The following is a 21859-nucleotide window of genomic DNA, read 5'->3' as shown; positions in this document are numbered from 1 at the left end:
GTAGACTGCGCCTCGTGGACACGACTCTGGACCCGTCCCCCCATCCGCCGGGAGGGTGGGACGACCCCATGGTCGGGCAGACGCTCGACGGGCGCTACCGCGTCGACGCACGCATCGCCGCCGGCGGCATGGCCACGGTCTACCGGGCGCTGGACACCCGGCTCGACCGGGTGGTCGCCGTCAAGGTCATGCACCCCTCGCTCGCCGCCGACGCCTCCTTCGTCCAGCGGTTCATCCTGGAGGCCAAGTCCGTCGCCGGGCTCGCCCACCCGAACGTCGTGGGCGTCTACGACCAGGGCACCGACAGCCCGCACGTCTTCCTGGCCATGGAGTACGTCCCGGGCTGCACCCTGCGCGACGTGCTGAACGACCGCGGCGCCCTGCAGCCGCGGGCCGCGCTGGACATCCTGGAGCCCGTGCTCGCCGCGCTCGGTGCCGCGCACCGGGCCGGTTTCGTCCACCGCGACATGAAGCCGGAGAACGTCCTCATCGGCGACGACGGCCGCGTCAAGGTCGCCGACTTCGGGCTCGTCCGCGCCGTGAACACCCATACCACCGCCTCCACCGGCACCGTGCTCGGCAGCGTGTCGTATCTGGCGCCCGAACAGATCGAACGCGGCACCGCCGACCCCCGGGTCGACGTGTACGCCTGCGGCGTGATGCTCTACGAGATGCTCACCGGCGCCAAGCCGCACGCCGGCGAGCACGCCGCACACGTGCTCTACCAGCACCTGCACGAGGACGTCGAGCCGCCGTCCGCGGCCGTCCCGGGACTGCCCGGGCAGTTGGACGACCTGGTCCTCACCGCCGCCGCACGCGTCCGCGAGGCGCGCCCCGTGGACGCCGTGGAGCTGCTGTCGCAGGTGCGGGGCACCCGCGCGCAGCTCACCGACGCGGAGCTGGACGCGGTGCCGCCGCAGGCCGTCGCGGAGGAGCGGATCGGCTCCGAGGACCGAACGGCCGTGGTACCGAGCCCGGCGGGGCCGGCGGGGCGGGAGCGGCTGAACGTCACCAGCGTGCTCCAGACGCCCGCCGCGGGCCCCGAGGACACCACCGCCGAGCCGCCGTCCGGCCCGAGGGCTCCCGGCACCCCCGCGCAGCCGGGCCGCGCCAAGCCGCGGATCGGACTGCTGGCACTGCTGGCGGCGGTGCTGGTGCTGGGCGTCGGCGTGGGGGTCTGGTACATCAACTCCGGGCAGTTCACCAAGGTCCCCTTCGTGCTCGGCAAGACCGAGAGCGAGGCGCGGAGCATGCTCTCCGGCGAGGACCTGGACGCGGAGGTCAGGGAGGACTTCAGCGACACCGTGAAGCCCGGCCTCGTCATCCGCACCGACCCCGAGGGCGGCAACCGCATCCGTCAGGGCGACTCCGTGACGGTGGTCCTCTCCAAGGGCCCGGAGATCGTCGAGATCCCCGAGCTGTACGCGCTCCCGCTCGACGAGGCCAGGGACAAGCTGCGCGACGCCGGGCTGAAGCCGGGCGTGACGCAGGAGGCGTTCAGCGAGGAGCTGCCCGCCGGGCGCGTGATCAGCACCAGGCCCGCGGACGGCGAGAAGATCAAGGCCGGCCGGGCGGTCGCGATGGTCGTCAGCCGCGGCGCGCCCATCGAGGTCCCGGACGTCATCGGGGACGACCAGGACGACGCCGCCGAGGAGCTGCGCGAGGAAGGGCTGACGGTCGAGGTCGAGCAGGAGACGGTGCACTCGGAGGAGGACGCCGGCACGGTCGCGGAGACCTCGCCGGAGCCGGGTTCCGAGCTGGGCGAGGGCGACAAGGTCACGCTGACGATCTCCAAGGGCCCGGAGCTGCTGGAGGTCCCGGACGTGGTCGACCTGAACCTCGACGAAGCCGAGGAGGCGCTGGAGGACGCCGGCTTCTCCGTGGACGTGAACCAGATCTTCTTCGGCGACACGGTCTGGCGGCAGTCCGTGGACGGCGGCGACGAGGCGCCGCGCGGAAGCGAGATAACCCTCTGGGTGAGGTGACGTGTCCCCCCGTACGCCCCCTGAAGCACAGCCGGAGCGGCCCGCTCCGCGCGCCCGGAACCCCGTCGGCAGCCATGTGCCCGTCGCCGGCGGCCTGGCCGCCAAAGGGCTGACGCACGCGCGCCGGATCGGCGCGGAGGCCGTCCAGGTCTTCGTCGCCAACGCCCGCGGCTGGGCGACGCCGCCCGGCGACCCGGCGCAGGACGAGGAGTTCCGCAGGCGCTGCGCCGAGGACGGCATCCCGGTGTACGTGCACGCCCCGTATCTGATCAACCTCGGCTCGCACACCCCGGCGACCGCGGAGAACTCCGTCGCCTCGCTGCGGCACTCCCTGCGCCGCGGCCGGGACATCGGCGCCCGCGGCGTCGTGGTCCACACCGGCTCGGCGACCGGAGGACGGCCCCGCGAGACCGCGCTCGCGCAGGTACGGGAGCTGACCCTGCCGCTCCTCGACGAGCTGGGCGACGACCCCGGCGCGCCCGCGCTGCTGTTGGAGCCGACCGCGGGGCAGGGCTTCTCCCTCTGCTCCCGGCTGCCGGAGCTGGGCGCCTATCTGGACCTGCTGGACAGGCACCCGCGGCTCGGCGTCTGCCTCGACACCTGCCACGTCTTCGCCGCCGGCCACGACCTGGCGGCGAACGGCGGCGCGAAGCAGGTGCTCGACGAGCTGGTGGAGGTGGCGGGCCCGGGACGGCTGCGGCTTGTGCACGCGAACGACTCCAAGGCCGCGGCCGGCTCGCACCTGGACCGGCACGAGAACATCGGCGCCGGACGGATCGGCGCCGGGCCCTTCCGCGAGCTGATCCGGCATCCCGCGATGGACGGCGTACCGCTGATCATCGAGACCCCCGGCGGCGGACCGGAGGGCCCCAGGGCGGCGGCGGACATCGCGCTGCTGAAGGAGTTGCGGGAGCCCTCGGGGCCGTAGCGGGGCTAGAGGTCGGGCCCGTCGCCCGGCTCCTCCTGGTAGGAGTAGCGCTGCTCGCGCCACGGGTCGCCCACGTTGTGATAACCGCGCTCCTCCCAGAACCCGCGGCGGTCGGCGGTCATGTACTCCACGCCGCGCACCCACTTCGGGCCCTTCCAGGCGTACAGGTGCGGCACCACGAGCCTGACCGGGAAGCCGTGCTCGGCGGTCAGCGGCTCGCCGTCCTTGTGCGTGGCGAAGATCGTGTCCTCATCGGCGAAGTCCGCGAGCCGCAGATTGGAGCTGAAGCCGTACTCCGCCCAGACCATCACGTGCGTGACCTCGGGCGCGGGCGGTGCGAGGTCGAGGAGCGTACGGGCCCGCACCCCGCCCCACTCCGCGCCGAGCATGCTGAACTTCGTCACGCAGTGCAGGTCGCCGACGACGGTGGCGTACGGCAGCGCCGTGAACTCGTCGTGGGTGAGGGACCGTTTCGCCCCGTCCTTTGTGGCCCCGAAGACCTGCAGCTCCCACCGGTCGGGCTTGAACCGCGGCACCGGGCCGTAGTGCGTCACGGGCCAGCCGCGCTGCAGCCGCTGGCCAGGAGGCAGGCCCCCCTCGTGCCGCTCCGACTGACCCATGACCCCCATGGTGGCAGACGCTTGCGCATGGTCATGACCGGGGGCGCTCCGCCCCGGATGAGGGCAACCCGGATAAGCCTGCACTTACTGGATCGCCCATGCCTTCGAATGCGAGGATGCGCCCCTGACCTGCCCGACCCATGCGGAGAGGAGTCCCGGCCATGCAGGGTGACCCCGAGGTGCTGGAATTCCTGAACGAGCAGCTCACGGCCGAGCTGACAGCGATCAACCAGTACTTCCTGCATGCGAAGATGCAGGAGAACTTCGGCTGGACGAAGCTGGCGAAGTACACCAGGTCCGAGTCGTTCGACGAGATGAAGCACGCGGAGATCCTGACGGACCGCATTCTGCTGCTGGACGGATTGCCGAACTACCAGCGGCTCTTCCACGTCCGGGTCGGCCAGACGGTCACCGAGATGTTCACAGCCGACCGGCAGATCGAGGTGGAGGCGATCGACCGGCTGCGCCGCGGGATCGAGCTGATGCGCGCCAAGAGCGACATCACCTCCGCGAACATCTTCGAGTCGATCCTGGCGGACGAGGAGCACCACATCGACTACCTCGACACCCAGCTCGACCTCATCGAGAAGCTCGGTGAGGCGCTGTACATCGCGCAGCAGATCGAGCAGCCGGACTGAGCGATCCCGGTACGCACCGGAGGATCAGGCGGCCCCGCGCACCAGTGCGACGGGGACGTCGGCGGCGGCCTCCGCGGCGGCTTCGACCGCGGCCTCGACCGTGACCGCGTTCCCGGCCACCGCTCTCCCGGCGGCCACCGGCACGGCGCTGTTCGCGCCCGCCGGCTGCCGGCCCTCCAGCAGCTCCCGGCGGGCGCAGCCGGCGCCGCGGCCGAGCAGCGCCTGGATCCGGCGCACGCATGAGCCGCAGTCCGTGCCCGCCTTGCACTCCGAGGCGATCTGGCGGGGGGTGCAGCGCCCGGCGGAGGCGTGCTCGCGCACCTGCTCCTCGGTGATGCCGAAGCACGAGCACACGAACACACGAACCCCCGGGTCGGGATGATTAGGTAACCCTAACCTTACCTGGCCCGGGGATCTGGTGAAGAGGTGCCCTGCCGTGACGTGCGTTACGCCGCGGCCGGCCGGCTCACTGGTCGCGGTACATCTCCGCGACCAGGAACGCCAGGTCGAGCGACTGGCTGCGGTTGAGCCGCGGGTCGCACGCCGTCTCGTAGCGCTGGTGCAGATCGTCGACGAAGATCTCGTCCCCGCCGCCGACGCACTCGGTCACGTCGTCGCCGGTCAGCTCCACGTGGATGCCGCCGGGGTGGGTGCCGAGCGCCTTGTGCACCTCGAAGAAGCCCTTGACCTCGTCCAGCACGTCGTCGAAGCGGCGCGTCTTGTGGCCGGAGGCGGCCTCGAAGGTGTTGCCGTGCATCGGGTCGGACACCCACGCCACCTGGGCGCCGGAGGCGGTGACCTTCTCCACCAGCTCGGGCAGCCGGTCGCGCACCTTGTCGGCGCCCATCCGGCTGACGAACGTCAGCCGACCCGGGATCCGCTCCGGGTCGAGGCGGTCGATCAGCGCGAGCGCGTCCTCCGGGGTGGTCGTCGGGCCCAGCTTGACCCCGACGGGGTTGCTGACCTGGGAGGCGAACTCGATGTGCGCGTGGTCGAGCTGCCGGGTGCGCTCGCCGATCCAGACCATGTGGCCGGAGACGTCGTAGAGCTTGCCGGTGCGCGAGTCGATGCGGGTCAGCGCCGACTCGTAGTCGAGGATCAGCGCCTCGTGCGAGGAGAAGAACTCGACGGTCTTGAACTCCTCCGGGTCCACGCCGCAGGCGTGCATGAAGCTCATCGCCCGGTCGATCTCGCGGGCCAGAGCCTCGTACCGCTGGCCGGAGGGCGAGGAGCGGACGAAGTCCTGGTTCCAGGCGTGCACCTGGCGCAGGTGCGCGTAGCCACCGGTGGTGAAGGCGCGCACCAGGTTCAGCGTGGCCGCCGAGGCGTGGTACATCCGCTTCAGCCGCTCCGGGTCCGGCGTGCGCGACTCGGGGGTGAACTCGAAACCGTTGACGGAGTCGCCCCGGTAGACGGGCAGGGTGACGCCGTCACGGGTCTCGGTCGGCTTGGAGCGGGGCTTCGAGTACTGCCCGGCGATCCGGCCGACCTTGACGACCGGGACGGACGCGGCGTACGTGAGCACGGCGCTCATCTGCAGCAGCGTCTTGAGCTTGTTCCTGATGTGCTCGGCCGAGACCGCGTCGAACGCCTCCGCGCAGTCACCGCCCTGCAGCAGGAACGCCTCGCCGCGGGCGACGGCGCCCAGTTGGTCACGCAGCTGGTCGCACTCGCCGGCGAAGACCAGCGGCGGATACGACTGCAGCTCCGCGGTCACGTCGCGCAGAGCCGCGGGGTCCGGCCAGTCGGGCTGCTGCGCCGCGGGCAGGTCGCGCCAGGTCTGGGGAATACCGGCGGTGCTCGTGGCGGGTTCGGCGTTGACAGTCACGGAACCCAGATTACGGGTTCGCCCGCACAGCCCCGGCCGGTGACCGACAGATGAGACGGAGCAGACAGTGAGCGGTTGGACGCGCACGGGTCCGCTAGGGTGTGCGCCATGTACGCGCTCGATGCCCGCACCTGGTGGTGGCCCGTCCGACCGGCGGCCACCTGATCGCGCGTACCCACGAAGACTCCGCGAAGGCCGCCCGAGGGGCGGCCTTCGGTGTGTCCGGGGGTCGGTCCCTCCGTCGCAGGAAGGAACGACCCGTGCAGCATCACCCCAGGTCACGACCACAGGGCCACCCCGGGGACGGGGACGGAAGGCCCGGAACGGCGGCTGCCGCCCCCGGCGCGGCGCCGGACGCTGCCCCGCCCGCCGCCCCGGCCACCGGCCCGGACGGGCGCCCGGGCGCCGGTACGGACACCGGTCCGGACGCCGCCGCTCTGGTCAGCCGGCTGCTGGCCGACGGCGCCCCGCCGTTCGCCGTCCTGCGCCGCCGCACCCCGGGACGCCCCGACGCCCCCGTCGAGGTTCTCCTCGGCTCCGTCCACGAGGTGGACCGGCTCGCGGACATCCCCGACGGCACGGCTCCCGGCGCCGCCGGGGCGCTCGCGCTCGTGCCGTACCGGCAGATCCGCGAGCGCGGCTTCGACGTCCGCGACGACGGCACCCCGCTGGCCGTCCTCGTCCCCGACGAGGTCCACGAGGTGCCCGCCGCCGCCCTGCTCGACGCCCTGCCGGCGCACGCCGTCCGGGTCACCGGCGGCGGCTTCGACGTACCGGACGAGGAGTACGCCGGGATCGTGGGCCGCGTCCTCGCCGACGAGATCGGCACCGGCGAGGGCGCCAACTTCGTCATCCGGCGCACCTACGAGGGCCGCGTGGACGGCTTCGGCGCCGCCGACGCGCTCGCCCTCTTCCGCCGGCTGCTGGCCGGTGAGCAGGGCGCGTACTGGACCTTCGTCGTGCACCGCCCCGGCGTGCGCACCCTCGTCGGCGCCAGCCCCGAGGTGCACGTGCGGATGACCGGCGGCACCGTCGTGATGAACCCCATCAGCGGCACCTACCGCTACCCGGCCGGCGGCCCCGGCCGGAGCGGGCTGCTGGCGTTCCTGCACGACGCCAAGGAGATCGAGGAGCTCTCCATGGTCGTCGACGAGGAGCTGAAGATGATGTGCACCGTCGCCCGGGAAGGGGGCGTGGTCGTCGGGCCGCGGCTGAGGGAGATGGCGCACCTGGCGCACACCGAGTACGAGCTGCGCGGGCGCACCGCGCTCGACGTGCGCGACGTGCTGCGCGAGACGATGTTCGCCGCGACGGTGACCGGCTCGCCGGTGGAGAACGCCTGCCGCGTCATCGAGCGCTACGAGCCCCCCGGCCGGGACGGCAGGGGCCGCGGCTACTACGCGGGCGCGCTCGCCCTCCTCGGCCGCGACGCCGGCGGCGCACAGACCCTGGACTCCCCCATCCTCATCCGCACCGCCGACATCGGCGCGGACGGCCTGCTGCGGGTCCCCGTGGGCGCCACGCTGGTCCGGGGCTCCCGGCCGGCCGACGAGGTCGCCGAGACCCACGCCAAGGCCGCGGGGGTGCTGGCCGCGCTCGGCGTACGCCCCGCGCCCGCGCGGCCGGCGGGCGGGGCCGGGCCGGGCTTCGCGGCGGACCCGGAGGTGCAGGCGGCGCTCGCGGCCCGCAGGACGCGGCTGTCGCCGTTCTGGCTGCGCATGCAGGGGGTGGAGCCCGCGGGCCCGGCGGCGGCCGGGCGGACACCCGGGCGGGTGCTGGTGGTCGACGGCGAGGACACGTTCACGGCGATGCTCGCCCACGTCCTGCGCGCCTCCGGCGCGGAGGTGGACGTACGCCGCTTCGACGCGCCCGGCGTACGCGACGCGGCGCTGGCGCATGAGGGCCCGGTGGTGCTCGGGCCCGGCCCCGGCGACCCCGCGGACACCGCCGACCCGCGGATGCGCTTGCTGCGCGGGCTGGCCGGCGAGCTGCTGGCCGGCCACCGGCACGGCCTGCTCGGCGTCTGCCTGGGCCACGAACTCCTCGCCGCCGAACTGGGGTTGCCCCTGGTCCGCAAGGACGTGCCGTACCAGGGGGCGCAGGAGGAGATCGACTTCTTCGGCAGGCCGGAGACGGTCGGCTTCTACAGCACGTACACCGCCCGCTGCGACGCGGACACCGCGGCGGCGCTGGCGGCGGCGCGCGGCGTCGAGCTGAGCCGCGATCCGCACAGCGGCGACGTGCACGCGCTGCGCGGTCCCGGCTTCGCCGGGGTGCAGTTCCATCCGGAGTCGGTGCTGACGCTCAACGGGGACGGGCTGGTACGGCAGTTGCTGGCGGCGGTGCTGGTACGGGGCTGAAGCGCCGGGTACCGGGCGGCGGCCCCCGCGTCATGCGGGGGCGCCGCCCGGACCACCGGTCAGCCGAAGAAGACGCCGACCTCCTCGTACAGCTTGGGGTCCACCGTCTTGATCCGCGCCGTGGCGGCGGCGAGGGGCACGCGCACCACGTCCGTGCCCTGCAGGGCGACCATTTTGCCCCAGTCCTCGTCGTGCACCGCCTCGATCGCGTGCAGCCCGAAGCGGCTGGCGAGCCAGCGGTCGTATGCGCTCGGCGTGCCGCCGCGCTGCACATGCCCCAGGACCGTCGTACGGGCCTCCTTGCCCGTACGACGCTCGATCTCCTTCGCCAGCCACTCGCCGACGCCCGACAGCCGGACGTGCCCGAAGGCGTCCAGGGACTCGTCCTTGAGCACCATGTCGCCGTCCTTGGGCATCGCGCCCTCCGCCACACAGACGATCGGCGCGTAGCTGGCCTTGAAGCGGGAGGTCACCCAGCCGCAGACCTTCTCGACGTCGAAGCGCTGCTCGGGGATGAGAATCACATTGGCGCCGCCGGCGAGCCCGGAGTGCAGGGCGATCCAGCCGGCGTGCCGTCCCATCACCTCGACGACGAGGACGCGCATGTGGGACTCGGCCGTGGTGTGCAGCCGGTCGATGGCCTCGGTCGCGATGTTGACCGCGGTGTCGAAGCCGAAGGTGTAGTCGGTGGCGGAAAGATCGTTGTCGATGGTCTTCGGCACGCCGACGACCTTGATGCCGTACTCGTCGGCGAGCTGCTGGGCGACGCCGAGGGTGTCCTCGCCGCCGATGGCGATGAGCGAGTCCACCTCCAGCTTCGCCATGTTCTCCTTGATGCGCTTGATGCCCCCCTCGACCTTCAGGGGGTTGGTACGCGACGACCCGAGGATCGTTCCGCCGCGCGGCAGGATGCCGCGGACGGCGGGGATGTCGAGGGTGACGGTGTCGGCTTCCAACGGCCCGCGCCAGCCGTCCCGGAAGCCGGTGAACTCGTACCCGAACTCCTGAACGCCCTTGCGGACGACGGCCCGGATGACCGCGTTGAGCCCGGGACAGTCACCGCCCCCGGTCAGTACTCCTACCCGCATCACAGGTTTCCCTTCTGACGGTCGTGACCCCGCTGCAGCAACGCTAACGGTGATCCACCTCACACGACACGGAGCGGGCGGGATTCGCGCACCAACCTGTCAATTCGGCGGTGGTCTTCACTCGCGGGAGGGACCCGAGGGGTAAGGGGGGAGGCGGGCTCAGTCGTCGTCGAGACCGCGCTCGATGGCGTAGCGGACGAGCTCGACGCGGTTGTGGAGCTGGAGCTTGCCAAGGGTGTTCTGCACGTGGTTCTGGACGGTGCGGTGGGAGATGACAAGGCGCTCGGCGATCTGCTTGTACGAGAGCCCTTTGGCGACGAGCCGCAGCACCTCGGTCTCGCGGTCGGTGAGCTTGGGCACCTCGGGCTCGTCGTCGTTACCGGCGGCAGGCTCGCCGGCGAGCCGCCGGTACTCGCCGAGCACGAGACCGGCGAGGCCGGGCGTGAACACCGCGTCGCCCCGGGCGGTGCGGTCCACGGCGTCGATCAACTCCTCGGTGCTGGCGGACTTCACGAGATAGCCGGTGGCGCCGGACTTCACGGCTTCGAGCACGTCGGCGTGCTCGCCGCTGGCGGACAGCACGAGCACCCGCACGCCGGGCTGGGCGCCGACGACCTCCTGGCACACCTGCACGCCGGGCAGACCGGGCAGGTTGAGATCCAGCACGAGCACGTCGGGGCCCGCGGCCCGCGCCCGCCGCACCGCCTGCGGCCCGTCCCCGGCGGTGGCCACCACGGAGAACCCGGCCGCGGCCAGATCCCGGGCCACGGCGTCACGCCACATGGGGTGGTCGTCGACGACCATCACCTTGACCGCGCCCCTGCCTTCTCCGACCACCTCGACTCCCTCCCTGCTCCAACCGGACGGACGACGTCCGGGGACCATGGTGGCTCATGCAGCTCGTTGCGGCACGTATCGCCCTCCCGCGGGGGCGTACGGATGTACGAGTTGAGGGCTCCGCACACGGCCCGGCAACCACGGGATGCATGCCCCGCGCCACCCCGCTTGATAGCCGGCACGGCGGTGGACTCGCGGGTTGCGGTGAAGCGTCGACCCCGCGAAGTGTGCGGTGCGCGCCACGGGCGCGGGACGCGAAAAGGGGAACTGCGCGCCCCCGCGGCGACCGAAGGACAAAACCGGGGGCGGATGCCACCGATGGGACCTCGCCTCCGGCGAGAGCCGAGCCGAAGAGACGACGGCACCGACCGGCAGGTCCCCGCCACCCCGGCAGAACCGGGACACGCGGCAGGGCCGGCCCCCGCCCGGTCCGGAAGCGGAAGCCGCCCCGCGGCAGGTTCTCGCCTCCGGCGAGAGCCGACGCGAACGGACCACGGCAGCGACCGGCAGGGCCCCCACCGCCTGAAACGGCGCACACGAGGGCAGGCCGCCTTCGGCCGGACCAGGACGCGCAGCAAGCCCGGCCCCCGCCCGGCCCGGAAGCGGGGTAGCGCCCCGCAGGGGGCCTCGCCTTCGGCGAGAGCCGACGCGAACGGACGACGAGAGCGCAACGGCGGGGCCCCGCCGCGGGAGCCGCGCGCACGACGGCAGGCCCGCCGTCCCCGGCGGAGCCGGGGCGTGGGGCAGACCCCGGCCCGGCCCTGCCCGGAGGGAGAGGGCTGGGGGTGGGGGGTCATCCGTGGGGGGTCGGGGTGGTGCGGGGGAGGCGCAGTTCCACTTCCGTTCCCTGGGAGGGGGTCGAGACCCACTCCGCCGTGCCGCCCAGGTCCCGCAGGCGCCCGCGGATGGACTGGGCGACGCCCAGGCGGCCCTCCGCCTCCGCCGCCGCCAGGCGGCCCCGGGGGATGCCGGGGCCGTCGTCCCGTACGGTCACCACCACCGTGCCGTCCGGCTCCTCCTCCAGCAGCACCCACGCCTGCGCCTCCGGGCCCACGTGCGCCCGTACGTTGTCGAGCGCCGCGCCCACCGCCGCCGCCAGTTCCCGGGCCGCGTGCGTCTCCAGCGTCACCGGCGTGCCGGGCTCGGCGACAGAGACGTGCGGGCCGCTCATCGACAGCAGGAGCAGTCTCAGCGACGTCGTGCCGTCCGCCGACCCGTCGTCCGGCTCCCCCTCACCGGCCCCGCCCCCGCCTCCGGCCTCGGCGGCACGTTCCTCCGCCTGCCCCGTCCGCTGGGCCGGCGGCCTCGCGCCCATCACCAGCGTCCGCAGCGCCGCCTCCTGCTCGCCCGCCAGCTTGCCCAGTTCCTTCGCCTCGCCGCCGATCGCGGCCCCGCGGCGCTGGACCAGCGCCAGCACCTGCAGCACGCTGTCGTGGATGTCGCGCGCCAGCCGTTCCCGCTCCCGCGTCGCCGCCTCGATCTGCAGCGCCCGGGCCAGCGTCCGTTCACTGGTCCGCGCCACCTCCACGATGTAGCCGATCGCCGTCGAGGCGACCATCAGCAGCACGATGTTGTGGAAGTTGTCCTGCACCACCTCGCCGCGCTGCACGATGTTCGACAGCCCCACCGCCGACGACGACGCCGCACCCCAGCGCCAGCCGCCCTTGATCGCGAAGCCCAGCACCGAGCCCGCCGCCCAGATCGACGGCAGCGTGGTCGCGCCGTCGTCGATGCGCTCCGCCGTCTCCACCGGGATCGTCAGCAGGATGCCGGTCAGCGTGAGCGTGATGTCCGCCGCGAGGAACCGGAACGTGCAGCGCTCCGCCGACGAGACCCGGCGGAAGGTGACCAGCGTCCACAGGGTGAGGACCGCGAAGTACGCCCAGCCCGGCGCCGGGCGCGCGACGTCGTCGTGCCGGTGGACGAACTGCGCCACCGCGTACGCGAGGGTCAGCACCCGGAAGTACGTCAGCGCCTGCCACAGCGGCTGCTCCACCGACATCCGCCGCCCGCTCTGACCGGCCATCGCCCGGCTCTCCCTCCCGCCCGCCTGCGCCGCGCTAGGCGGCGTCCCGCCGCCCCCCGGCACCGGAGCCGCCGGCGCTCCGGCCGGACTCCTCGGATTTCCCGGCCTTCTCCGCCGCCTTGCGGCGCTTGGTCTCGTCCGACATCCGCCGCTTCGCCGCCGTCGCGTACTCGTCCACGTACTCCTGGCCGGAGAGCTTCATGATCTCGTACATGACCTCGTCGGTCACCGAACGCAGGATGAACCTGTCGTGCTCCATGCCCTGGTAGCGCGTGAAGTCCAGCGGCTTGCCGATCCGGATACCCGGCCGCATGATCTTCGGCACCACCTGACCCGGCGGCTGGATCTTCTCCGTGTCGATCATCGCCACCGGCAGCACCGGCGCCCCGCTGATGAGCGCCAGCCGGCCGAGGCCGCCCGGCTTGCCGCGGTAGAGGCGGCCGTCGGGCGAGCGCGTGCCCTCGGGGTAGATGCCGAACAACTCGCCGCGCTCCAGCACGTCCAGACCGCTCTTGATCGCCGCCTCGCCCGCGCCGCGGCTCCCGGAGCGGTCGACGGGCAACTGGCCGACGCCCTTGAAGAACGCCGCGGTCAGCCGGCCCTTGACACCCGGGGTGGTGAAGTACTCCGCCTTCGCGATGAAGGTGACCTTCCGGTGGAGCATGGAGGGCAGGAAGAACGAGTCGGAGAACGACAGATGGTTGCTCGCGAGGATCGCGGCACCGGTGTCCGGCACGTTCTCCATGCCTTCCACCCAGGGACGGAAGACGAGCCTCAGGCTGTTGCCGAGGGACATCTTCATCGCGCTGTAGAACAACCGGGGCCTCCTGCGATCCGCTCGTGTGACCATAGCGCTCCTGGTAGGAGAGCGATATCCGGGGGCGACCGGCTCGCCCGCCCCGCCCGGCGGACGCCGCGGGACGTCCGCCGGGGATCCGCGGGGGGCCGCCCGTCCGTACGGGGCAGTACGCTCAAGGGCAGCGCCAGGCACGTATCCGCCGCCCGCCTGACACGATCGGAGTCCCGTCATGCCGGTCCTTCCCGGAGCCGAGCCGTTCCGCCAGCCGGGTGGCGGGACCGGGGTGCTGGTGTGCCACGGTTTCACCGGCTCGCCCCAGTCCGTACGGCCCTGGGCCGAGCATCTCGCCGCCCGCGGCCTGACCGTCTCCATGCCGCTGCTGCCCGGGCACGGCTCGCGCTGGCAGGACCTGCAGGTGACCCGCTGGCAGGACTGGTACGCGACGGTGGAGCGGGAGCTGCGCGAACTGTCCGAGCAGTGCGAGCGGGTCTTCCTGTGCGGGCTGTCCATGGGAGGCACGCTGATGCTGCGGCTGGCCGCCCTGCACGGGGACGCGGTCGCCGGCGTGGTCGCGGTCAACCCGCTGAACAAACTGCACGGACTGCTGCCGCACGCGCTTCCCGTGTTCCGCTTCCTGGTCCGCACCTCGCCCGGTGTCATCGACGACATCGCCAGGGAAGGCGCGGGCGAGACCGGCTACGACCGCGTGCCCCTGCACGCCGCGCACTCTCTGCGGCAGTTCCTCGCCCTCGTCGACGCCGAGCTTCCCCGGGTGACGCAGCCGCTGCTGGTGCTGCGCAGCAGGGTCGACCACGTCGTCGAGCCGGCGGACTCGGCCCGCATCCTCGGCCGGGTCTCGTCGCGGGACGTCACGGAGACCGTGCTGGAGGACAGCTACCACGTGGCCACCCTCGACCACGACGCGGAGCGGATCTTCACGGCCACCGACGACTTCATCGAGCGGCTCACCCCCCGGGCCGACGGCAACGAGCAGCGGAAGGAGGCCCGGGCCCGTGGCGGAGCGTAACCCGGACCGGGAGGACCCGCAGCAGGGCGACGGGTCCGCGGAGACGGAGCCGGCGGGCGCGGAGCCGACGGGGCCGGGCGGCACGCCGCTCGACGAGGACGCCGCGTGGGCCGAGATCGTCGCGGCGTTCGACGAGGACTCCGTCGAGCCGCCGCACGAGCGGGCGGCCCGCGCGGCCGGAGGCGAGGGCCCGGCGGACGGCGCGGAGGACGGGGGCGAGCGCGGAGCGGACCCGGGCGCCAGAGCCGCCGGGGACCCGGCGGACCCGGCGGACCCGGACGGGGACGGCGGCTCCAGGGACGGCGCCGGGCGCGCCGACGGCGCGAGCTTCATCGTCTTCTCCGCCGGCACCGGCCCGCGCGACTGGGAGGCGGCCGAGCCCTCGGACGACGACCTCGACGAGACCGACGAGGGCCACTTCGTCCCGCCCGAGCCGCCGCCGCTGCCGAAGGCGGACACGACGACCAAGTTCGCCTGGATCGCGGTCCTCGGCGGCCCGCTGCTCCTGCTGCTGATGCTCATCCTCCAGCAGCCCATGACCTGGTGGGCCTCGGTCCTGGGCATCGGCGGCTTCCTCGGCGGCTTCGCCACGCTGGTCGCCCGCATGCGCCCCGGCGGCGATGACGACGACGAGCCCCCGGGCGGCGGCGCGGTGGTCTAGCCGCCGCAGGAAAGCCCCGATCCGCGGCACGGAACTCGTTCGGGCGCCTCGGCGAAGTAGTGGTGCAAGGCCCGGGAACGGGCGGAGACCACCACGTTCTGGAGGCGCTCGATGGGGGGCAGTACGGGCGTGTACACGGAGCCGGAGAGCAACGCGTCGATCGTCGCCCGGTCCCGTACGGAACCGGAGGCGTTCGCGGTCCTCTTCGACCGGCACGCCACCGCCGTACACCGGTACGCGGCACGCCGGCTCGGCGACGAAGCGGCCGACGACGTCATGGCGGAGACGTTCACGACCGCCTTCCGGCTACGCGAACGCTTCGACCCGGGCCGCGGCGACGTGCGCCCCTGGCTGTTCGGCATCGCGACCCACCTGGTGAGCCGGCACCGGCGCGCGGAGGCCCACCGCTTCCGTGCGCTCTCCCGGCTGCCGGTCCCGGCCGAGACCGACGAGCCGCTCGCCGACCGCGTCGCGGCCCGCGCGACGGCCGCCGGCCTGCGCCGCGAGCTGGCCACCGCGCTGGCCCGGCTGTCGCCGGCGCTGCGCGACGTGCTGCTGCTGGTGGCCTGGGCGGATCTGGCGTACGAGGAGGTGGCCCAGGCGCTCGGCGTGCCGGTGGGCACGGTGCGTTCCCGGCTGCACCGGGCCCGCGGCCGGTTACGCAGGGAACTGGGTGCCGCCGGCGGCACCGTCGCCGGCGCGGAGACCGACGAGACGGCCATCGGACGGGAGGAGCACGGACGTGGATGAGCTGAACCTGCTGCGGGACTGGGACGCGGGCACGGAACCGCTGTCCGAGTCCGCCCGGCTGGCGGCCCGCGAGCGGCTGCTGGCGCAGACCCGCGCGGCCACCCCGGCCGCGGACCGCGCCCCCGCCGGCGTGCCGTGGCGGTTCCGGCCGCGGCGGCCGGCCGGCCCGGACCGGCGGCCGGGCGCGCCCGGGATGACCCGTCGCACGGCGGTACGGACCCTGGTGGCCGCCGGCGCCACCGCGGCGGCCGTCGGCACCCCGCTGGCGCTGCTGAACCGCGACGACGCCCCCCGCCCCGGCGTGACCGGACGCGCCGTGCTGCGCCGGGCGGCGCGGCTGGAGCGCCGCCGCGAACGGACGCGACTGCCCGTCGAGCCGGGCCGCGGCGAGTACGTCTACGCCCGGGTGGTCGTCCTGTCGACCGCGGACGACACGGGCCGGTCCCGGACGCTGACGCGGGAGGACTGGATGGCCGCGGACCCCTCGCGGCCGTCCTGGCTGACCCGGGGCGGCACGGGTCGCTGGGAGCAGGACGAAGACAACGCGGAGTCGTGGCCGCCGACGGACTGGCGCACCCTGACCCGGGTGCCCACGGAGCCGGCCGCGCTGCTCCGGTACTCCCTCTCTCCCTTCAGGGGAACGGAGTTCGCGAGGATGCCGCCCGGGGAGTTCGGGCGCAACGAATGGCAGACGGCGTTCGACAGACTTCTCGCCCTGCTCGCCTCCTGCCCCGTGCTGACCGACGGGCTGCTGCCCGCGGCCTTCGAGGCGCTGGCGGAGTTCCCCGACCTCCTCGTGACGGGACGGGCGGTGGACGCCAGCGGCAGGGACGCGCTCGCGGTCACGTACGAGCACGCGCTCCTTCCCGGCCCTCCGGTGGACTCGCCCCCGCACCTGCTCTTCGCCTCGGACACGTACGCCTACCTGGGGGTGCGCAGGCAGGTCGAGACACTGCGCGGCACCACGGTCACGGAGCTGTCGTTCCTCGACGACTACGCCGTCGTGGACGAGGTCAGGCGGCGTCCGTAGCCGGGCCGGGTGCGGGCACCCGCAGGGCGGCGAGGACGGGGAGGTGGTCGGTGGCGTCGCGGAGGTCGGCCGGGGAGACCCCCGGCAGGCCCGCCGGGACGCCGCAGCCCAGCACCTCGACCCCCTCGGTCGCGAGCACGGCGTCGATGCGCTTGCGGGGGTCGCGGGCGGGGGAGGTGTGCCGTCCGCCCCAGGGGCTGACCGCCCAGCCGTCCTGCAGCTCGGCGGTCAGCCGGCGGAAGGCGGGGCCCTTGGGGCGCTCGTTGAGATCCCCGGCAACCACGACGTGCGGCTCGCCGAGCGCGTGGACGTGGTCGAGCAGCAGCCCGGCCTGCGCGTAGCGCTCGGCTCCGGCCAGGCTCAGATGGGTGCTGACGACGGCCAGCCGGGCCCCGCCGAAGCGCAGGACCGCCGTCGCCAGACCGCGCTGGTGCAGCCCGGGGGTGCGGGGCAGCAGCGTCTCGTCGGTGCGTTCCACGTGTGCGCGCAGGGCGGTGAGGAGCAGGGGCCCGGCGGTGGTCGCGCCGCCCGCGGCGTACAGCAGACCGGTGGCGCGGGCGAGCCGCGCGGCCTTCTTGTGCCAGCGGAAGAAGCGGGGTGCTTCCTGGATGCAGACGACGTCGGGGGCGCAGGCCCGGATCACGCGGGCCAGGGCGGCGGTGTCGTCGCGCATGGAGCGGATGTTGTAGCTGAGCAGCCGGATGACGGCGGAGCCGTCCTGCTCGGTGCGCGAGGCGGGGAGATCGGGCAGCAGCACGGGGGTGAGACTACCGGGGCGCGGGCGCGGCGAGGCGTCCGGTGGTGCGTGCCTGCCGCGGGCCGCGGGCCCTCGTGCCTTCGGGTGCTCGCACCGTCCGGCACGCGGGCCGTCGCGTCACGCGGGCCGTCATGTGGGCCGTCATGCGGGCCCGGCCTCAGCCCTGGCGCGCCAGGTCGGCGGCGCCGACGAGCCCGGCGCGCCCGCCGAGTTGGGCGGCGAGCACCTGCGCGTGCGGGCGCCACTGGCTGCCGACGAGCCAGCGCCGGAACGACTTGCGGATCGGGTCGAGGACGAGATCGCCCTCGTCCGATACGCCGCCGCCGACGATGAACGCCGACGGGTCGAAGAGCGACGCCAGGTCCGCGAGCCCCGCCCCCGCCCAACGGGCCAGCTCCCTGAAGGAGTCGACCGCCACCGCGTCCCCCTGTCGCGCCGCCTCGCTGACGTGCCGCCCCTGGACGCCCTCGGGCGTACCGTCGCCGAGGGCGAGCAGTGTCGCCGCCGACTCGGGGGTGGCGGCGGCCCGCTGGCGCGCGTACCGCACGAGGGCGCGGCCGGAGGCGTACTGCTCCCAGCAGCCCTGGCTGCCGCAGCCGCACAGCAACCCGTCGGGTACGACGCGGATATGACCGAACTCCGCGGCCACGCCGAACCGGCCGCGGTGCAGCCGGCCGCCGATGATCACGCCGCCGCCGAGGCCGGTGCCCAGCGTGATGCAGACGACGTCGTCGTGGCCCTGGCCGGCGCCGAAGCGGTATTCGCCCCAGGCGGCGGCGTTGGCGTCGTTCTCGACCACGACGGGCAGGCCGATGCGCTGTTCCACCTTGTCCTTGAGCGCCTCGAAGCGCCAGTTGACGTTCGGGGCGAAGAGCACGGTGGCCCGCTTGTCGTCCACGTACCCCGCGGCGCCGATGCCGACGGCCTCGGCGGGAGCGACGGACGTGACGTCCTGGACCGCCGCGCAGATGGAGTCCACGACGGCCTCGGGTGTGTCGGGGGTCGGTACCGTGCTCGTCCGGATGATCGAGCCCTCTTCGTCGACCACACCGGCCGCAATCTTGGTGCCGCCGATGTCGACGCCGATGGTGAGTCCCATGTCTCCCTCGGTTATTCGGTTCGAGCCCCGCTGCGCCTCCTCACATTACCGGAGGTACGGCGGGACCCGGCCGTCAGTCGAGGTCGATCTGCTGAGGACTGCTGGGCGGTTCGTCGTCCCGCGACCAGTCGGCCTCCTGCCGCTGAACTGCGGCGCGGTAGGCGGCGGCGATCTCCGTGCCGGCGGTGGCGAGGTGGTCGAAGATCTGCGGATTGCGCTCCACGACGGGCTCGACGACGGTCTTCACCGAGGCGAGGAACTGCTTCGCGAACTGCTGCGCGGCGGTCTGCGCGACGGCGGCGGTGCCGCCGGTCGCACCGGGGGCGCGAAGCTCGGAGACCTTGTCGGTCAGGGAGTCGAAGAAGCGGCGCAGCTCCTCGGCGGCGCTGACGGGCTCGGGCCCGTAGACCGCGCGCCGCCGGGCCTGCTCGGCAGCGAAGTCCTCGGCGCACGCCTGGGCCCACGCGTCCGGGTCCGGGACGGTGGAGGCCGCACCGGGTTCAGGGCGCTCGATGGCATCACTCATACATCGACGGTACCCGAACGCCGACTTCGCGTTCACCACCGCGCAGCGGATGGTGCGGGGTGGTCCGGAAGGGGGCGGGGAGCCGGGAAGAGAGCCGGGGAGCCGGAGAGAGGGGCGGGGAGCCGGGGCCGCTCGCGGGGCCGGGTGTCCGCGTCCGGTCTCCGCTACGGCACGGGCGGCGGCGCCGGCGCCCGCCCGGCTCGCGGGGTCAGCGGGGGTGGGGCCAGACCGCCGGGTCCGGGGTGAAGCGGATGTGGAGTTCGGCGTCGTGGAGGCCGGCGCGGGTGATGGTGCAGCGGCGGAGCGCGGACGGGAGCGGCAGGGCGCGGCGGTGACCGGCCACGGTGATCAGGAGTTCGTCGCCGCGGCGTACGAGGGTGAGGTCCGCCCGCTCGGCGCCGGGCAGTGGCAGGCGGTACAGCAGCACGCCCTCGTCGGCCAGCAGGTCGTCCACCTCGGCCGGGTCCCCCGGGCCGGCGGCGGTGGGCCGTCCTCCCGGCGGCGGCACCGCCTCGGCCAGCGTCGCCAGGGCCACCGGGCCCCGCGGATCCGGGCCCAGATGCGGCAGCGCGCAGAACGTGCCGCCCGCGGCGCGCAGCTCCGCTCCGGCCTCCTTGACCACGCGGTGCTGCTCGTCGGCGAGCGTCGCGTACCAGGCGTCCTCCGAGCCCGCCGGCAGGACCCGGTTCGCGACCACGGCCTCGACCGTGCAGCCCTGCAGCGCGAGTGCCGCGCGCGTCCGGCGCAGGTCGCGGACCCCGCGCGCGGTGGGCTCCAGGACGAGGCGCACCCGCGCCCCGGCGGCCTCGGCCGCCTCGCGTACGGTCTCCAGCCGGTCCTCCCAGCGGGCCGCAGCCTCGTACACCCGGCCCGCGGGCACCGGGGCCCCGAGCAGCCGCCCCAGCAGCGGGCGCAGCCCCCGCGCCGCCTGCCGCTCCGCGGGCAGCAGCCGCCGCAGGTACCGCACCAACTGCTCCGGGAGCGCCAGCGCCTTCAGCGTCTCCCACGCGGCGGGCATGTCCACGACCGCCAGGTCCCAGAGGCCCGGCCCCGGCCCCGCGGCGGGACCGGGCATCGCGGCGTCCGGATCCCCCGCGGGTCCCGCGCCGCCGTGGGCTCCGCCGCCCGCCCCCGTCTCGTGCAACGTCACCAGCGCCCGCAGCAGCGCGAACTCGCGCGAGCCCGGCAGCGGCGTCAGCTCCTCCGCCGCCAGCGGCGTCGCGCCGAGCAGTTCCAAGGCGTCCTCGTACTGCTCCTGCCAGACCGCCAGCGCCTCCGCCGCCGACTCCGCTCCGCGCAGCCGGGCCGCCCACAGCCCCGTCCCGACGCGGACGGGCTCCGTCCACGGCGGCATCCCGCCGGCCTCGCCCGCCGCGGTGCCCGCCCCGGACCGCTGCCCCGGGATCTGCCCCTGCGACGGCCCCGTCAGCAGCCCGCCCGCCTCACGGTCGGCCGTCAGCAGCAGCACCCGGGCCCCGTCGCGCGCGGCCCGCAGCGCCGTCGCCGCCGCGACCGTCGTACGGCCGGCGCCCGCCGCGCCGGTGACGAGGAGAGTACGCACGCGGGGTCGTCAGTCCGTACCGGAGCCGGCCGACGCGCTCTCGACGCGCTGCTTCAGCCCGTCCAGCGCCCGCTCGATGATGATCTTCTCCATCTTGCGCTTCATCATCCCGAGCATCGGGATCTTGACGTCGACGGTCAGCTCGTACGTGACCTCGGTGCGCTTGCCGCCTTCGAGCGGCTTCAGCAGATACGCCCCGTCCAGCGCGCGCAGCATCTGCGACTTCTCCAGCGTCCAACGCACCTCGTGCGGCCCGGCCCAGGTGTACGCCAGCGTCTGTTCGTCCCGGATCGTCTTCGCGTCCAGCACCAGCAGCACCCGCTCCGCGCGCCCCTGCGCGTCCTCGTCGAGCACCTCGGTCCGCCGCACCTCGCCGGTCCACTCCGGGTAGCGGTCGAAGTCCGCGATCACCCTCATCACCGCATCGGGCGCGGCGTCGATGGTGATGCTCGACCTGGTGTGCTCTGCCATACCTGGGCTCCTCCGTCAACCGTCGCGCTGAAGGTTACCGCGCCCGGTTCACCACTCCAGAACCCACGGCTTTCCGCGGGAGGCGAAGTGCCCGACGTTCACGCACTCCGTCGCCCCGATCCGCATCCGCCGCGCCAGCGGCTGGTGCACGTGGCCGAAGAGCGCGTACCGCGGCCGGACGGTGTGCACCGCCTCCAGCAGCGCTTCGCTGCCGCGCTCGAAGCGGCGCGCGACCGTGTCGTAGCACAGCTCGGGAACGAGCGGCGGGATGTGCGAGCAGAGCACGTCGACCTCGCCGACGGCGGCGACCTTCGCGGCGTACGTCTCGTCGTCGATCTCGTACGGCGTGCGCATCGGCGTCTGCAGTCCGCCGCCGACGAACCCGAAGACCAGCCCGCCGATCTCCACCCGCTCGCCGTCGAGCACGGTGGTGCCGGGGCGGGCGAACTCGGGCCACAGCCGCGGGATGTCGACGTTGCCGTACGTGGCGTACGTCGGCGTGGGGAAGGCCGCGAACAGCTCCCCGTACTGCTTGCGCACCGCCTTCTCGATCTCCCCGCTCTTGTCCATCCCCGCCCACAGCGAGCGCACGAACGCGCGGTGCTCGTCGAATCTGCGGGCGGTGCGCAGCTCGACGCTGCGCGTGGTGTTCGCGACGCCGAAGAGGTCGGGGAAGATACCGCGGGAGTGGTCGGCGTAGTCGATGAAGAGAATGAGGTCGCCGAGGCACAGGAGCGCGTCCGCGCCGTCGCCGGCGCGGGCCAGATCCGCGCTGTTGCCGTGCACGTCGCTGACCACGTGGACCCTCATGCGATCACCCTACTTCCGGCGCGCACGGCACCCGCACGGCGGTGAGCGGCGCCACTGC

The 21859-nt window shown here is 73.9% G+C and carries 21 protein-coding genes; 8 read left to right on the top strand and 13 right to left on the bottom strand.

Going from position 1 to position 21859, the window contains the following annotated elements:
* The first annotated feature begins 68 nt into the window (after positions 1 to 68).
* Positions 69 to 1985 carry a Stk1 family PASTA domain-containing Ser/Thr kinase gene (pknB, locus tag I003_RS0107865; RefSeq protein ID WP_027771023.1) on the top strand — a complete coding sequence of 639 codons (1917 nt, stop codon included), beginning with the start codon at positions 69 to 71 and terminating at the stop codon, positions 1983 to 1985.
* A 1-nt stretch (position 1986) separates the two neighbouring features.
* A complete protein-coding gene (locus I003_RS0107860) occupies positions 1987 to 2913 on the top strand; it encodes a deoxyribonuclease IV (protein WP_027771022.1) in 927 nt (308 codons plus the stop codon).
* Between the two features lie 5 nt (positions 2914 to 2918).
* Here the strand turns inward: I003_RS0107860 and I003_RS0107855 are convergent, their stop codons facing one another.
* Entirely contained in the window at positions 2919 to 3533 is a 615-nt protein-coding gene (locus I003_RS0107855; protein WP_027771021.1) for a sulfite oxidase-like oxidoreductase, read from the bottom strand.
* 161 nt (positions 3534 to 3694) lie between these two features.
* Between I003_RS0107855 and bfr the strand changes: the two genes are divergently transcribed.
* Complete coding sequence (gene bfr / locus I003_RS0107850; RefSeq protein ID WP_027771020.1) at positions 3695 to 4171, top strand: bacterioferritin; 477 nt, start codon at positions 3695 to 3697, stop codon at positions 4169 to 4171.
* A 24-nt stretch (positions 4172 to 4195) separates the two neighbouring features.
* Here bfr and I003_RS0107845 read toward each other — a convergent pair whose 3' ends face one another.
* Together I003_RS0107845 and I003_RS0107840 are read right to left on the bottom strand one after the other, a co-directional pair.
* Entirely contained in the window at positions 4196 to 4531 is a 336-nt protein-coding gene (locus tag I003_RS0107845) for a (2Fe-2S)-binding protein (RefSeq protein WP_027771019.1), read from the bottom strand.
* A gap of 106 nt (positions 4532 to 4637) precedes the next feature.
* The gene (locus I003_RS0107840; RefSeq protein WP_027771018.1) at positions 4638 to 5999 is read right to left on the bottom strand and encodes a class II 3-deoxy-7-phosphoheptulonate synthase; all 1362 of its coding nucleotides are present in this window, start codon (positions 5997 to 5999) and stop codon (positions 4638 to 4640) included.
* A gap of 437 nt (positions 6000 to 6436) precedes the next feature.
* On the opposite strand from I003_RS0107840, the gene I003_RS0107835 reads away from it, so the two are divergent.
* Positions 6437 to 8359 carry an anthranilate synthase family protein gene (locus I003_RS0107835; protein WP_051368139.1) on the top strand — a complete coding sequence of 641 codons (1923 nt, stop codon included), beginning with the start codon at positions 6437 to 6439 and terminating at the stop codon, positions 8357 to 8359.
* A 59-nt stretch (positions 8360 to 8418) separates the two neighbouring features.
* On the opposite strand, the gene I003_RS0107830 is transcribed toward I003_RS0107835, so the two are convergent.
* From I003_RS0107830 to I003_RS0107815, 4 genes are all read right to left on the bottom strand, one after another.
* On the bottom strand, positions 8419 to 9447 hold the full coding sequence (locus tag I003_RS0107830; RefSeq protein WP_027771016.1) for a 6-phosphofructokinase: 1029 nt from the start codon (positions 9445 to 9447) through the stop codon (positions 8419 to 8421).
* 159 nt (positions 9448 to 9606) lie between these two features.
* Positions 9607 to 10251, bottom strand: coding sequence for a response regulator transcription factor (locus tag I003_RS0107825; protein WP_199784249.1), 645 nt, complete (start codon positions 10249 to 10251; stop codon positions 9607 to 9609).
* Between the two features lie 826 nt (positions 10252 to 11077).
* The gene (gene macS, locus I003_RS0107820; RefSeq protein ID WP_027771014.1) at positions 11078 to 12310 is read right to left on the bottom strand and encodes a MacS family sensor histidine kinase; all 1233 of its coding nucleotides are present in this window, start codon (positions 12308 to 12310) and stop codon (positions 11078 to 11080) included.
* Between the two features lie 34 nt (positions 12311 to 12344).
* On the bottom strand, positions 12345 to 13127 hold the full coding sequence (locus tag I003_RS0107815; protein ID WP_027771013.1) for a lysophospholipid acyltransferase family protein: 783 nt from the start codon (positions 13125 to 13127) through the stop codon (positions 12345 to 12347).
* A gap of 211 nt (positions 13128 to 13338) precedes the next feature.
* Here I003_RS0107815 and I003_RS0107810 point away from each other — a divergent pair, with 211 nt between their 5' ends.
* The 4 genes from I003_RS0107810 to I003_RS0107795 all read left to right on the top strand — a co-directional run bounded on the left by I003_RS0107810 (position 13339) and on the right by I003_RS0107795 (position 16577).
* Positions 13339 to 14136, top strand: coding sequence for an alpha/beta fold hydrolase (locus tag I003_RS0107810; protein WP_027771012.1), 798 nt, complete (start codon positions 13339 to 13341; stop codon positions 14134 to 14136).
* Positions 14123 to 14797 (top strand): hypothetical protein, encoded by a 675-nt coding sequence (locus I003_RS0107805; RefSeq protein ID WP_027771011.1) that lies wholly within the window; start codon positions 14123 to 14125, stop codon positions 14795 to 14797. Before I003_RS0107810 ends, I003_RS0107805 begins: the two co-directional genes overlap by 14 nt.
* A gap of 111 nt (positions 14798 to 14908) precedes the next feature.
* Positions 14909 to 15547 carry an RNA polymerase sigma factor gene (locus I003_RS0107800; RefSeq protein WP_027771010.1) on the top strand — a complete coding sequence of 213 codons (639 nt, stop codon included), beginning with the start codon at positions 14909 to 14911 and terminating at the stop codon, positions 15545 to 15547.
* The gene (locus I003_RS0107795) at positions 15540 to 16577 is read left to right on the top strand and encodes a CU044_5270 family protein (protein WP_027771009.1); all 1038 of its coding nucleotides are present in this window, start codon (positions 15540 to 15542) and stop codon (positions 16575 to 16577) included. The genes I003_RS0107800 and I003_RS0107795 overlap by 8 nt, the downstream gene beginning before the upstream one ends.
* On the opposite strand, the gene I003_RS0107790 is transcribed toward I003_RS0107795, so the two are convergent.
* From I003_RS0107790 to I003_RS0107765, 6 genes are all read right to left on the bottom strand, one after another.
* Positions 16561 to 17334, bottom strand: a complete 774-nt coding sequence (locus tag I003_RS0107790) for an endonuclease/exonuclease/phosphatase family protein (protein WP_027771008.1) — start codon at positions 17332 to 17334, stop codon at positions 16561 to 16563. The genes I003_RS0107795 and I003_RS0107790 overlap by 17 nt on opposite strands.
* Positions 17335 to 17491: 157 nt before the next feature.
* Positions 17492 to 18433 (bottom strand): ROK family glucokinase, encoded by a 942-nt coding sequence (locus I003_RS0107785; protein ID WP_027771007.1) that lies wholly within the window; start codon positions 18431 to 18433, stop codon positions 17492 to 17494.
* Positions 18434 to 18506: 73 nt separating this feature from the next.
* Entirely contained in the window at positions 18507 to 18959 is a 453-nt protein-coding gene (locus tag I003_RS0107780) for a DUF5304 family protein (RefSeq protein WP_027771006.1), read from the bottom strand.
* A 208-nt stretch (positions 18960 to 19167) separates the two neighbouring features.
* Positions 19168 to 20520: an ArsA-related P-loop ATPase gene (locus tag I003_RS0107775; protein ID WP_027771005.1), complete on the bottom strand. Its 1353-nt coding sequence runs from the start codon at positions 20518 to 20520 to the stop codon at positions 19168 to 19170.
* 9 nt (positions 20521 to 20529) lie between these two features.
* Positions 20530 to 20991, bottom strand: coding sequence for an SRPBCC family protein (locus I003_RS0107770; protein ID WP_027771004.1), 462 nt, complete (start codon positions 20989 to 20991; stop codon positions 20530 to 20532).
* 48 nt (positions 20992 to 21039) lie between these two features.
* The gene (locus I003_RS0107765; RefSeq protein ID WP_078563808.1) at positions 21040 to 21801 is read right to left on the bottom strand and encodes a metallophosphoesterase; all 762 of its coding nucleotides are present in this window, start codon (positions 21799 to 21801) and stop codon (positions 21040 to 21042) included.
* Between the last annotated feature and the right edge of the window lie 58 nt (positions 21802 to 21859).

The sequence above is a fragment of the Streptomyces sp. CNQ329 genome, assembly GCF_000482585.1.
Note: the sequence above shows the minus strand (reverse complement) of the source record. Positions and strands in the feature narration are given on the sequence as shown.

Bases quoted from the DNA above. Each gene is read 5' to 3' on its own strand.
- pknB (WP_027771023.1), top strand. From the start codon at position 69: ATGGTCGGGCAGACGCTCGACGGGCGCTACCGCGTCGACGCACGCATC.
- I003_RS0107855 (WP_027771021.1), bottom strand. From the start codon at position 3,533: ATGGGTCAGTCGGAGCGGCACGAGGGGGGCCTGCCTCCTGGCCAGCGG.
- bfr (WP_027771020.1), top strand. From the start codon at position 3,695: ATGCAGGGTGACCCCGAGGTGCTGGAATTCCTGAACGAGCAGCTCACG.
- I003_RS0107830 (WP_027771016.1), bottom strand. From the start codon at position 9,447: ATGCGGGTAGGAGTACTGACCGGGGGCGGTGACTGTCCCGGGCTCAAC.
- I003_RS0107825 (WP_199784249.1), bottom strand. From the start codon at position 10,251: ATGGTCGTCGACGACCACCCCATGTGGCGTGACGCCGTGGCCCGGGAT.
- macS (WP_027771014.1), bottom strand. From the start codon at position 12,310: ATGGCCGGTCAGAGCGGGCGGCGGATGTCGGTGGAGCAGCCGCTGTGG.
- I003_RS0107810 (WP_027771012.1), top strand. From the start codon at position 13,339: ATGCCGGTCCTTCCCGGAGCCGAGCCGTTCCGCCAGCCGGGTGGCGGG.
- I003_RS0107800 (WP_027771010.1), top strand. From the start codon at position 14,909: ATGGGGGGCAGTACGGGCGTGTACACGGAGCCGGAGAGCAACGCGTCG.
- I003_RS0107785 (WP_027771007.1), bottom strand. From the start codon at position 18,433: ATGGGACTCACCATCGGCGTCGACATCGGCGGCACCAAGATTGCGGCC.
- I003_RS0107780 (WP_027771006.1), bottom strand. From the start codon at position 18,959: ATGAGTGATGCCATCGAGCGCCCTGAACCCGGTGCGGCCTCCACCGTC.
- I003_RS0107770 (WP_027771004.1), bottom strand. From the start codon at position 20,991: ATGGCAGAGCACACCAGGTCGAGCATCACCATCGACGCCGCGCCCGAT.
- I003_RS0107765 (WP_078563808.1), bottom strand. From the start codon at position 21,801: ATGAGGGTCCACGTGGTCAGCGACGTGCACGGCAACAGCGCGGATCTG.